General features: G+C 71.9%; 7 protein-coding genes and 3 pseudogenes. 9 read left to right on the top strand and 1 reads right to left on the bottom strand.

Annotation, left to right across the window (positions count from 1 at the left end):
• Positions 1-194: 194 nt before the first annotated feature.
• The 9 genes and pseudogenes from RLT59_RS06025 (at position 195) to RLT59_RS05985 (ending at position 11441) form a co-directional block, all read left to right on the top strand.
• Positions 195-1652 carry an NCS2 family permease gene (locus RLT59_RS06025; protein ID WP_311302424.1) on the top strand — a complete coding sequence of 486 codons (1458 nt, stop codon included), beginning with the start codon at positions 195-197 and terminating at the stop codon, positions 1650-1652.
• Positions 1653-1687: 35 nt separating this feature from the next.
• Positions 1688-2839, top strand: coding sequence for an XdhC family protein (locus tag RLT59_RS06020; RefSeq protein WP_311302423.1), 1152 nt, complete (start codon positions 1688-1690; stop codon positions 2837-2839).
• Positions 2840-2956: 117 nt separating this feature from the next.
• Positions 2957-6712, top strand: coding sequence for a S8 family serine peptidase (locus tag RLT59_RS06015; protein WP_311302422.1), 3756 nt, complete (start codon positions 2957-2959; stop codon positions 6710-6712).
• A gap of 243 nt (positions 6713-6955) precedes the next feature.
• Positions 6956-7258, top strand: a complete 303-nt coding sequence (locus RLT59_RS06010) for an urease subunit gamma (RefSeq protein ID WP_311302421.1) — start codon at positions 6956-6958, stop codon at positions 7256-7258.
• The gene (gene ureB / locus RLT59_RS06005; protein WP_311302420.1) at positions 7255-7593 is read left to right on the top strand and encodes an urease subunit beta; all 339 of its coding nucleotides are present in this window, start codon (positions 7255-7257) and stop codon (positions 7591-7593) included. The genes RLT59_RS06010 and ureB overlap by 4 nt, the downstream gene beginning before the upstream one ends.
• A gap of 1 nt (position 7594) precedes the next feature.
• Positions 7595-9284: pseudogene (locus tag RLT59_RS06000) on the top strand (urease subunit alpha).
• A gap of 10 nt (positions 9285-9294) precedes the next feature.
• Positions 9295-10003: pseudogene (locus RLT59_RS05995) on the top strand (urease accessory protein UreF).
• A 49-nt stretch (positions 10004-10052) separates the two neighbouring features.
• Positions 10053-10727 (top strand): urease accessory protein UreG, encoded by a 675-nt coding sequence (gene ureG, locus RLT59_RS05990; RefSeq protein WP_311307628.1) that lies wholly within the window; start codon positions 10053-10055, stop codon positions 10725-10727.
• Positions 10724-11441, top strand: a pseudogene (locus tag RLT59_RS05985) (urease accessory protein UreD). Before ureG ends, RLT59_RS05985 begins: the two are co-directional and overlap by 4 nt.
• A 3-nt stretch (positions 11442-11444) precedes the next feature.
• Here RLT59_RS05985 and RLT59_RS05980 read toward each other — a convergent pair.
• Positions 11445-12692, bottom strand: a complete 1248-nt coding sequence (locus RLT59_RS05980; protein ID WP_311302419.1) for an MFS transporter — start codon at positions 12690-12692, stop codon at positions 11445-11447.
• Between the last annotated feature and the right edge of the window lie 88 nt (positions 12693-12780).

Raw genomic sequence — 12780 nt, 5'->3', positions numbered from 1 at the left:
TGCGCGCCAGGGAACGTCACACCTTCCGCGCCCGCGCCGCCCGGAGCCTCAGCAGTACCCGTACGTACCCACACCCTGCATGAACAGTTCGTCTCGGGCCGTCCCCCGGGTCGTGCCGCCCGCGCAGTCATCCCAAATCCCGCATTTCGATTCTCCATCGCGGGTGCCCCTGTGAACCTTGGGAGTCAGGCATCATGACCCAGCAGTCAGTGGAGCCCACGACCACCGCGGAGGAAGCGGGCCCCGGCTCGCGCGTCCCCGCCGGCAGATCATGGCTCGACCGGTACTTTCACATATCCGAGCGCGGATCGACCGTCGCACGCGAAGTGCGCGGCGGTGTCACGACCTTCATGGCCATGGCATACATCCTGCTGCTCAACCCACTCATCCTCGGCGGCAAGGATGTGGACGGCAATATCCTCAGCCAGCCGGGGCTGATCACCGCGACCGCGCTCGCGGCGGCGGCGACCACCCTGCTGATGGGGTTCGTCGGCAAGGTCCCCCTCGCGCTCGCCGCGGGGCTCAGCGTCTCCGGCGTCCTGTCCTCGCAGGTCGCCCCCGAAATGTCCTGGCCGCAGGCCATGGGCATGTGCGTGATGTACGGACTGGTGATCTGCCTCCTGGTGGTCACCGGTCTGCGTGAGCTGATCATGAACGCGATCCCACTCGCGCTGAAGCACGGCATCACCATGGGAATCGGCCTGTTCATCGCGCTCATCGGCCTCTACAAGGCCGGATTCGTGGGCAAGGGCACCGGCACCCCGGTGACCCTCGGCCCGGCCGGTGAACTCGCCGGCTGGCCCGTCCTCATCTTCGCGGTGACGCTGCTGCTCATCTTCATGCTCCAGGCCCGCAACATCCCCGGCGCGATCCTCATCGGCATCGCCGTCGGCACCGTGGTCGCCGTCGTGATCAACAAGCTCGCCGACGTCGACCCGAAGATCTGGAGCAGCGGCCCGCCCGAGCTCAAGGGCTCCGCCGTCTCCAACCCGGACTTCTCGCTCTTCGGTGACGTCGAGTTCGGCGGCTGGGGCGACGTCGGCGCGATGACCGTCGGCTTCATCGTCTTCACCCTCGTGCTGGCCGGCTTCTTCGACGCGATGGCCACCATCATCGGTGTCGGTACGGAGGCGAAGCTGGCCGACGACGAGGGCCGCATGCCCGGACTGTCCAAGGCGCTGTTCATCGACGGCGCGGGCGGTGCGATCGGCGGCGTCGCCGGCGGCTCCGGGCAGACGGTCTTCGTGGAGTCCGCGACCGGGGTCGGGGAAGGTGCCCGTACCGGGCTCGCCTCCGTCGTCACCGGACTCTTCTTCGCGGCCTGTCTCTTCTTCACCCCGCTCACGGCGATCGTGCCGGCCGAGGTGGCCTCCGCTGCCCTGGTCGTCATCGGCGCCATGATGATGCAGAACGCCCGCCACGTGGACTGGAGCGACCGCGCCGTCGCCATCCCGGTCTTCCTGACCGTGGTCCTGATGCCGTTCACCTACACCATCACCACCGGTGTGGCGGCGGGTGTCATCTCCTGGGTCGCGATCAAGGTCGCCCAGGGCCGGGCCCGTGAGGTCGGGGCCTTCATGTGGGGGCTGACGGTGATCTTCGTCGTCTACTTCGCGCTCCACCCGCTCGAAAGCTGGCTGGGCGTCAGCTGACGCCCTCCCTTCACACATCCGTCAAGGAGACCGAGATGCTGGACATCGCCGAGGAGCTCGACCGATGGGCCGGGCAGGGACGTGAGTTCGCGGTGGCCACCGTGGTGGCCGTCGGGGGCAGCGCGCCGAGGCAGCCGGGCGCCGCACTGGCCGTCGACCGCGACGGCACGGTGATCGGCTCGGTCTCCGGCGGATGTGTGGAGGGCGCGGTGTACGAACTGTGCCAACAGGCCCTCGAAGACGGCATCACCGTCCGGGAGCGGTTCGGCTACAGCGACGAGGACGCCTTCGCGGTCGGCCTGACCTGCGGCGGCGTCATCGACATCCTGGTGACACCGGTCCGGGCGGACGACCCGGCCCGGCCGGTGTACGCCGCCGCGCTCACCGCGGCCGCCCGGGGGGAGGCGGCCGCGGTGGCCAGGGTCACGGAAGGGCCCGCCGAACTCCTCGGCAGGCCCCTGCTCATCCGGCCGGACGGCGCCCACGAGGGCGGGCTCGGGGGACACCCCGAGCTCGACCGCACCGTCGCGGCCGAGGCCCGCGCGATGCTGGACGCGGGCCGCACCGGCTCCGTCACCCTCGGCGCCGACGGCTCGCTCTGCGGGCAGCCCCTCACGCTGCTCGTCGAGTCCAGCGTCCCGCCGCCCCGGATGATCGTGTTCGGGGCCATAGACTTCGCCGCCGCGCTGGTGCGGGCCGGGAAGTTCCTCGGCTACCACGTCACGGTGTGCGACGCTCGCCCCGTCTTCGCCACGAAGGCCAGATTCCCGGAGGCGGACGAACTGGTCATCGAGTGGCCGCACCGCTATCTGGCCAGGACCGCCGTGGACGCCCGCACCGTCCTGTGCGTGCTCACCCACGACGCCAAGTTCGATGTCCCGCTGCTGGAGGCCGCGTTGAAGCTGCCGGCCGCCTACGTCGGCGCGATGGGCTCGCGCCGCACCCATCTGGAGCGCAACGAACGGCTCCGCGAGGCCGGGGTCACCGAACTCGAACTGGCCCGGCTGCGCTCGCCGATCGGGCTCGACCTGGGCGCCCGGACGCCCGAGGAGACCGCCCTGTCGATCGCCGCGGAGATCGTCGCCGACCGGCGCGGCGGCACCGGCGTACCGCTGACCGGCGCGCATACCCCGATCCACCACAACGCGACCGCGCCGCCCGCCGGGCGGATGGCATCGGTGGCCTGATCAGGCCCTCCAGGGCCGGCCCGGGGCGGCCGCGCCGACCGGCGGGTTGCCGCCACGGCACATTCACGCCAGGGGTGGACCGCACCGCAGCCATCGATTTAGCGATAGATCAGCTGCATGACATTCACCCCCTCCACTGTCTACGGCAGGGCGAGACCCGCTCGTGCGGGGCGCAGAGCCCTCCTCATAGCGACCTCCGTCGCCCTGGTGAGCGGCGCGCTGCTCCCCGCCACGGGCACCGCCGCCGCGGCCACCGGTCAGCCCTCGTCCACCGGCCACCCGGCCGCCCCGGTCAAGCAGTACGACATCACCCTGCTCACCGGTGACGTCGTGCACTACACCGACGGCGCCGGAAAGCAGGACACCGTCACCGTGGACCGTCCCGACGGCGCGGCGGGCGGCGTGCACGTCCAGCAGGCGGGCGACGCCATCTACGTCCTGCCCGACGAGGCGGCCGCCCTGATCGCCGCCGGCAAGCTGGACCGCCGGCTCTTCGACGTCACCGCGCTGGCGAAGATGGGCTACGACGACGCGAGGTCCGGCGGTATCCCGCTCATCGCCACCTACCCGGCGAGCAAGGCCCGTTCGCTGCCCGCCGCGCCCCGGGGAAGCAGGACGGTCCGCCGGCTGGAGAGCATCCACGGAGCGGCGCTGAAGGCGGCCAAGGCCACCACCCGCGCCTTCTGGGACGACATCGCCACCACGCCCGAGGCCCGTTCGCTGGACAACGGCATCGCCAAGCTCTGGCTCGACGGCCGGGTCGAGGCCGCGCTGAAGGACTCCGTACCGCAGATCAACGCCCCGCAGGCATGGGCCGCCGGCTACGACGGCAAGGGCTCCAAGGTCGCCGTCCTGGACACCGGAATCGACGCCGACCACCCGGACGTCAAGGACCGCGTCCTGGAGTCGAAGAGCTTCGTGCCCGGCGAGGAGGTCGACGACAAGAACGGCCACGGCACGCACGTCGCCTCCACCATCGCGGGCTCCGGGGCCGCCTCCGACGGCGTCAACAAGGGCGTCGCGCCCGGCGCGGACCTGATCGTCGGCAAGGTGCTGAGCAACGAGGGCTCCGGCGCGGACTCCGGGATCATCGAGGCGATGGAGTGGGCCAAGGCGGAGGGCGCCGACGTCGTCTCCATGAGCCTGGGCTCCAGCGTTCCCGACGACGGCTCCGACCCGATGTCGCAGGCCGTCGACTCCCTCTCGGCCGACGGCGGCCCGCTCTTCGTGATCGCGGCGGGCAACGCCTACGGCGCGGGCACCATCGGCTCGCCGGGCTCCGCGGACAAGGCGCTCACCATCGCCGCCGTCGACAAGCAGGACAACCGCGCGGACTTCTCCTCCATGGGCCCGCTGACCCGCAGCTACGGCCTGAAGCCCGACCTCTCCGCGCCCGGCGTCGACATCAACGCCGCCGCCTCCCAGTCGGTCCCGGGCATCGAGGGCATGTACCAGTCGATGTCCGGTACGTCGATGGCGACGCCCCATGTCGCCGGCGCGGCCGCCATCGTGAAGGAGCGGCACCCCGACTGGTCAGGACAGCGCATCAAGGACGCGCTGATGACCTCGTCGAAGGAACTGCCGGACCACACCCCGTACGAGCAGGGCACCGGCCGGCTCGACGTGAAGGCGGCGATCGACACCACGATCGAGGCCACCGGCTCCGTCGCGGTCGCGTCCTACGCCTGGCCGCACTCCGACTCGGACCCGGTCACCGAGCGCACCATCACCTACCGCAACACCGGGAAGACGGACGTCACGCTGGACCTGGCGACCGACACGGACGCCGACGCCTACACGCTCTCGGTGAAGCAGCTGACCGTCCCGGCCGGTTCGACCGCGCAGGCCGTCCTCTCGCTCGACCCGACGAAGGTCGCCGACAACACCACCTTCTCCGGGCAGGTCGTCGCGAAGGACGCCTCCGGCGCCACCGTCGCGCACACCGGCTTCGCGCTCAACAAGGAGCAGGAGCTCTACGACCTGAAGATCGAGCTGCGCGACCGCGCGGGCAAGCCGATGGACGGACAGGTCGTCCTCGCCGCCCTGGGCGACGAGAACCTGTCCGTCGTCGCCGTCCCCGGTGACACCACGCTGCGGCTGCCGCCGGGCAACTACACCGCCTGGACCGCCGCCGACATCAAGGGCGACACCGCCGACTCGCGGGCCCTCGCCTTCCTGGCGGCCCCCGAGATCATTCTCGACAAGTCGACGAAGGTCACCCTCGACGCCTCCAAGGCCCACAAGGTCAGCGTGAGGACGCCGAAGGAGACCGAGAACCGCCAGCTGCGCTACGACATGGCGCGCACCGCACCGGACGGCACCGTCCAGCGCGACGCGTACCAGATCCCGCTGACGTACGACCAGCTGTGGGCGAGCCCGACCAAGAAGGTGACCGAGGGCAGCTTCTCCTTCCTGACCCGCTGGCGGCAGGGCGAGAAGCTGATCGACCTGACGGCCGGCGGCCGTGATGTGCCGGTGACCGTGCAGAGCGGATCGCCCGTCGCGGAGGACAGCGACAAGAAGCTCGGAAGCGTCTTCGCGGGCAACGGCGCCACCGCCGGCTACCGGGGCATCAACGCCAGGGGCAAGGCCGTCGTGATCCGCGCCGACGCCTCCGTACCCCCCGCCGACCGGCTCGCGGCGGCCGTCGCCGCCGGGGCCAAGGCGCTCTTCGTCGTCAACCAGGGCGACGGCGTGCTCATGGAGTCGTACACCGACTACGGCACCACGGCGGCCATCCCCGTCGCATCCGTCCAGCGGCTGGCCGGCGAGGGACTGGTCAAGACCGCCAGGGGCGGCAAGAAGGTGACCGTCGAGCAGCGGAAGTTCGCGCGCTACGTGTACGACCTGGTCGACCGGCACGACGGCACCATCCCGGGCCGCTCGCTGGCCTTCGCCCCGTCCACCCGTCAGCTGGCGAAGGTGGAGAACACCTTCTACGGCCACCGGGACGTCGTCGGCGGCGGCTTCCGCTACGACATCCCGGACTACGGTCCGGGCGTCGGCTTCGAGGAGTACGAGAAGTTCCCCGGCACCCGCACCGAGTGGGTCACCCCGCTGCCCGGCGACTCGTTCTGGTACGAGAACCACTCCGTCCTCAACGACGAGGGCACGGACACCGCGCTGGAGGAGCGCAGCGGCAACCTGGACTACCGGGCCGGCCGCAGCTACCAGGACTCGTGGTTCGCACCGGTCAGCCGCCCGAGGCTGGGCACCGGCTACTGGGGTCCGAACCGTTCCTCGTACAACGACATCCAGTTCAACATCACGCCGTGGACGGACTCCGGCACCGGCCACTCCGGCTCGATGCCCGACAAGGAGTACGACAGCGGCGCCATCGCCTTCTTCCAAGGCGACACCCAGCTCAGCAAGTCGGCCGGCCGCGCCGGCTACGCCTGGGACCTCTCGCCGGAGAAGCTCCCGTACCGGCTGGCGCTCGACGCCTCGCGCGACGAGAACGTCTGGAAGACCTCGGTCCGCACGCACACCGAGTGGAACTTCCTCTCGGGCGCGCTCGACCCGTCCGGACCGGCGCAGGCCGATATCCCGCTGCTCCAGCTGGACTACGACGTCAAGACCGACCTGGCCGGTGACGTGAAGGCCGGGAAGACGACCGAGATCGGCCTCTCCTCCACCACGCAGGAGTGGCTGGACGGTGCCGTGAAGGCGAAGAAGGCCTCGCTGTCGGTCAGCTACGACGACGGGAAGACCTGGAGCGCGGCGCGGTTGAAGAAGGACTCGGCCGATTCCTGGACCGCCCGGTTCAAGACCCCGAAGAAGGGTGCCACCGCCGTTTCGCTCAAGGCGCACGCCGAGGCCGGCAGCGGTTTCAGCGTGGACCAGGAGATCATCCGGGCCTTCGGCCTGAAGTGACCTGCTGAGCTCCTCTCTTGAGGCGGCCGCACCCCCCCAGCCGGGGGGGGTGCGGCCGCCTTTCGCATGGTCCGACGATGACTAAAATTCGTCTGCTTTGCCCGTATATGGTGGGTCATGATGCAAGAAAGGGACTTTTTGCGGTGCGGCGCGAGTTGCCACGGCGCCACCCGGAGGCTTATAAGAGGAACGTGGCCAAGGCGATTCCGGGAATTCCGGGGACTGCCGCCATGGAGGTTTCCCATGTTTCTCACTCCGTCCGACACGGAGAAATTGCTGCTGAGCGTCGCCGGAATGGTTGCCCGCGACCGCCGGGAGCGCGGCGTATGTCTGAAGTACCCCGAGGCCGCCGCAATGCTCGCCTGCTGGGCGATGGAACGCGCCAGGGAAGGGGCCCGCGTCGCCGACCTCATGACCCTGGGCCGGTCCGTGCTCACCCGTGCTGACGTGCTCGAAGGCGTTCCCGAGATGCTGCACGACGCCCAGGTCGAAGCGACCTTCCCGGACGGGCGCAAGCTCGTCACGATCACCTCGCCGATCCCGTGATCCCCGGCGAGATCCGCACCGGGCCCGGCGTGGTCCACCTGAATTCAGAACGTCGCGCATTTCGGATCACGGTAGTGAACGACGGAGGCCGGCCCATTCAGATCGGTTCGCATTTCCATTTCTTCGACGTGAATCCCGCACTTGCCTTCGACCGGCCGCAGACCGAGGGATTCCGGCTCCATATTCCGTCCGGCACCTCGCTGCGCTTCGAGCCGGGCGTCGGCGCGGAGGTCACCCTCGTCGAACTCGGCGGACGCGCGACAGTGCCCGGCATCGTCGTCCGCCCCGCGCCCCGGTCCAGGGGCGCGCGGAACACCGCGACGGAAGGCGTGTGACATGGCACAACTGACCCGCGCCGCCTACGCGGCGTTCTACGGCCCCACCACCGGCGACCGCATCCGGCTCGCAGACACCGACCTCTGGATCGAGGTCGAGGAGGACCGCTGCTTCGGCGGCGACGAGGCGGTCTTCGGCGGCGGCAAGTCCATCCGCGAATCGATGGCCCAGGCCACCACCCCACGCGCGGACGGCGCCCTCGACCTCGTCATCACCAACGTCGTGGTCCTGGACCACTGGGGCATCGTCAAGACGGACATCGGCATCAGGGCCGGCCGCATCGTCGCCCTCGGCCGCTCCGGCAACCCCGACACCGGCGACGGCGTCCACCCCGACCTGGTGATCGGCCCCGGCACCGACGTCGTCTCCGGCGAGGGCCGCATCCTGACCGCCGGAGCCGTGGACACCCACGTCCACTTCCTGATGCCGGAGACCCTCCACGAGGCCCTGGCCACCGGCACCACCACCGTCATCGGCGGCGGCACCGGAGCCACCGAGGGATCCAAGGCCACCACGGTCACCCCCGGCGCCTGGAACCTCGCGATGATGCACCGGTCCCTGGACCGCGTCCCCTCAACATCATGCTGTTCGGAAAGGGCTCCACCGTCGGCGCGGAGGCCCTGCGCGAGGCCGCGCTCGGCGGCGCGGGCGGCTACAAGGTCCACGAGGACTGGGGCGCCACCCTGCCGCCATCGATGCCGCGCCGAAGGCCGCCGGCACCTACGGCCTCCAGGTCGCCCTGCACGGCGACAGCCTCAACGAGGCCGGCTACGTCGAGGGGACTCCCGACGCCATCGCCGGACGCGGCATCCACGTCTTCCACGCCGAGGGCGCGGGCGGCGGCCACGCGCCCGACATCATCACCGTCGCCTCGCACCCCAACATCCTCCCGGCGTCCACCAACCCGACGCTCCCGCACACCGTCAACACCGTCGACGAACACCTCGACATGCTGTTGGTCTGCCACCACCTCAACCCGCGCGTCCCCGAGGACCTCGCCTTCGCGGAATCCCGCATCCGCGCGAGCACCATCGCGGCCGAGGACATCCTGCACGACATAGGGGCCCTCTCCATCACCTCCTCCGACGCCCAGGCCATGGGCCGCATCGGTGAGGTCATCTGCCGCACCTGGCAGGTCGCCCACGTGATGAAGCAGCGCTTCGGCGACCGGGGCAGCGCACTGCCCGCCGACAACGAACGGGCCCGCCGCTACGTCGCCAAGTACACGATCTGCCCGGCCGTCGCCCACGGCATCGACCACGTCATCGGCTCCGTCGAACCCGGCAAGCTGGCCGACCTGGTGCTCTGGGACCCCGCGTTCTTCGGTATCCGCCCCGCCGCCGTGATCAAGGGCGGCATGGTGGTGTACGCCCCGCTGGGCGACGCCAACGCCGCGATCCCCACCACCCAGCCCGTCCTGCTGCGCCCCGCCGCCGCCGGGGCCGCCCCGCACCTCTCGGTCAGCTTCGTCGCCCTGGCCGACGGCCTCGCCGAACGCCTCGGCCTGGAGCGCGAACTGGTCGCCGTACGCCCCACCCGCCACCTCACCAAGGCGGACCTGCCGAACAACACCGCGCTCCCGGACATCCAGGTGGACCCGGAGACCTTCGCCATCCACATCGACGGAGAACTCGTCGAACCGTCACCCGCCACCGAACTGCCGCTGGCCCAGCGGTACTCCATGTTCTGATGAGGTTCTGATGGGCGCACTGGCACCCCTGCTGCTGGGCGACGGACGGCTTCCGGTCGGCGCGTACACCTACAGCGCCGGCCTCGAACCCGCCGTCGTCGCGGGCCTCACCCGCGACCGCGTCCCCGCACTGCTGAAGGCCCGGCTGCACACCACCGCCCGCACCGAGGCGGCCGCGGCCGTCCTCGCCCTGCGGGCCGCGCTGCGCGACCCGGTCGACTACGGCCCCGTGCAGCGGGCGCTGGCAGCACGGACCCCGGCCGCCCCGCAGCGCGAGACCTCCGCGACGCTCGGCCGGGGCGTGCACCGGCTCGCCCGGCGGCTCGCCCCCGGCCATCCGGCGGTCACCGCACTGACCGCCATGCGCCCCCGCCCGCTGCGGCCGGTCGCGCTCGGCGCCCTCGGAGCCGTACTGGACGTCTCGGAGGAGGAGCTGGCGCACGCCGTCGTCTACGACGAGCTCCAGACCGTCGCGTCCGCCGCACGCCGTCGTCTACGACGAGCTCCAGACCGTCGCGTCCGCCGCACTGAAACTCCTGCCCGGCGACCCGCTCGACTCGGTCGCCTGGATCCTCGCCGCGGAACCCGACGCCGCAGCGGCGTCGGCCGCGGCCCTCGCCGTACGGACCCCTGACCAACTGCCCGCCCGTACCGCCGCGCTCACCGAACAGTGGGCGCTCGAACACGCACGACGCGAACGGAGACTCTTCCTTGCCTGAGAACGAGACCACCACCGGCCGGCAGCCCAACCCCCACTTCCACGAGCCGCTGAACCAGCCCCGGGCCCTGCGTCTGGGCGTCGCGGGACCGGTCGGCACCGGAAAGAGCTCGATCCTGGCCACCCTGTGCCGGGAGCTCGCCGGCGAACTCTCCATGGCGGTGGTCACCAACGACATCTACACCGACGAGGACGCCCGCTTCCTGCGCTCGGCCGGTGTACTGCCCACCGAACGCATCCGCGCCGTCGAGACCGGCGCCTGCCCGCACACCGCGATCCGCGACGACGTCAGCGCCAACCTCGACGCCGTCGAGGACCTGGAGGAGGCTTACGGCCCGCTGGACCTGGTGCTCATCGAGAGCGGCGGCGGCAACCTCACGGCCACCTTCAGCCCCGCCCTGGCCGACGCCCAGCTCTTCTGCATCGACGTGGCGGGCGGCGGCGACGTCGCGCGCAAGGGCGGCCCCGGCATCACCGGCGCCGACCTCCTGATCGTCAACAAGACCGACCTGGCCTCCTACGTGGAGGTCGACGTGCCCGCCATGGTCGCTGACGCGGAGGAGGCCCGCGCCGGGCTTCCCGTCCTCGCCCTCTCCAGGAAGGACCCGGCCTCCATCGCCGAACTCGCGGACTGGGTAAGGTCCCTGCTGACCCGTCACCGCTCGGGCACCCACATCCCCACCGACCCGGGCCCGATGGCGCCGCACAGCCACGAGCACCCGTGACAGACCCCACCGTCGTCGCCGTGGAGCGCGACGGCGACGAGCGCCACCTCGCCCGCGAACTGCGCGACGGCGCCTTCCTCGCCCCCCCGCCCGCTGCTGCCGTGCCCCGGCCGGATCCGGATCGCGCTGGTCGGCATCCGGGCCGGACTGCTCACCGGCGACGAGCTGACCCTGCACATCTCGGTCGGTCCGGGCGCGCGCCTGGAACTGGTCGAGCCGGCCGGACTCGTCGCCTGCGACCACCGGGGCGGCTCCGCCCGGTGGCGGGCCCGCGTCGACCTCGCGGAGGGCGCCGAACTCACTTGGCACGGGCTGCCGTTCGTGGTGGCCGGCGGGGCGGACGTCGAACGCGCGATGGACGCCCGGCTGGCGTCCGGGGCCCGGATGCTGTGGCGCGACACCCTGGTCCTGGGCCGCTCCGGCGAGCGCGGCGGGCGGATCCGGGCCACCACCCGGGTGACGTACGAGGGCCAGGAGCTGCTGGTCGAGGACCTCGACCTCACAGACCCCGACGTGCGCGAACTCCCCGGACTCCTCGGCCCGAACCGGGTCATCGGCTCGGTCGCCGTGCCCGGCGCGACACCGCCGGGAACGCCGCACCCCTACCGGATGGACCTGGCCGGACCGGGCGCCCAGGTGCGGCTGCTGGACACGGTGGCGCCGGCCGTCGAGGCGGAGCTGAGCCAGGTCTGGGAGTCCTGGCTCAGCCCCTGACGGTCAGCGGCGGGAGCGGGCCCCGCCGGCCCGTCGGCCCCCCGGGCACACCGGCGCCCCCGCACACAGCAGCGCGGGCGCCGCCGCCAGGGCGAAGCACAGCGCGAGCGGCAGCCGTTCGACGAGCAGCCCGACCGTCGCGGTGCCGGCCGAGGACCCGGTGTTGAACGCGGTGTTGACCCAGGCACCCGCCTGGGTGCGACGGGCGGGATCCACGGACTCGTCCGCGATCAGATACCCGGTCGTGAGGACCGGTCCGACGAACAGCCCGGCGACCGCGACGGCGGCGGCCAGCACATACAGCCGGGGCGAGAGACCGGCGACGGCCAGTGCCGCGCCCATCCCCGCGGCGGCCGCCGCCAGCCGCATACGGTTCGCGGACTTCCACCGGACCGCCCCGTACGCCAGACCGCCGACGGCGCTCCCCGCCGAGAGGGCGGCCAGCACCCAGGACACCGCCTCGGCCTGGCCGCGCTGCTCGGTGAAGGCCACCACCAGCAGTTCGACCGCCCCCAGGCAGATCCCCACCGAGGCCGTCACCAGCGCGGTGCGGCGCAGGGCGGGGCTGGTGCGCAGGACCGGCCGGGGAGCGGCGGGCGCCTCGGCCGGGGCCGCCTTCGTGTTCGTGTGCCCGCGGGACACCACCGGTGACGACACCAGCGCGAGCGTCCCCACGACGACCAGCACGGCGCCGGCCAGCACCGCGGCCGAGGGCCGGCCGGCCCGGACGATCAGGCCCACCAGCAACGGGCCGGTGACGTAGAGCAGTTCCTCCGCGACACCGTCCAGGCTGTACGCGCGCCGCAGGAGTTCCCGGTCGGGGACGAGACCGCTCCACAGCGTCCGCATGACCGGACCCAGCGGCGGAGTGCAGAGACCGGCCGCCACGGCGGGCGCCCCCAGGGCGAGGGCCGGGGCGCCCGGCCGCCAGGCGGCGAGGGCGAGTGCGCAGAGCGCCGCCGCGTAGAGCCCCGCTATCGGCGGCAGCACCCGGCGCGGCCCGTACCGGTCGATCAGCGCGGCACGGGCGGGGGAGAGGAGGACGCTGGCTGCCCCGAACACGGCCATGGCGCCGCCGGCCGCGGAGTACGAAGCGGTGGCGTCCTTGATCGCGAGCAGCATGGCGAGCGGGACGATCCCGTAGGAGAGCCGCCCGAGCAGGGCGGCGCCGAAGGTGCGTGCGGCATGGGGGGTACGCAGGACAGCGGCGTACGAAGGCGCGCGCGTGGGCGCGCAAGGAGACGTGGGCACGATGACATTCCTCGTGAGGGCAGCGCCGGGACACGGCGCGGCGGGCATGCGGGGACACAGGAGTGCCGCACCCGGGTGCCGGGTGCGG

This window comes from Streptomyces sp. ITFR-6, from assembly GCF_031844725.1.
Taxonomy (GTDB): Bacteria; Actinomycetota; Actinomycetes; order Streptomycetales; family Streptomycetaceae; genus Streptomyces.
This window is presented reverse-complemented; position numbering and strand designations above follow the sequence as displayed.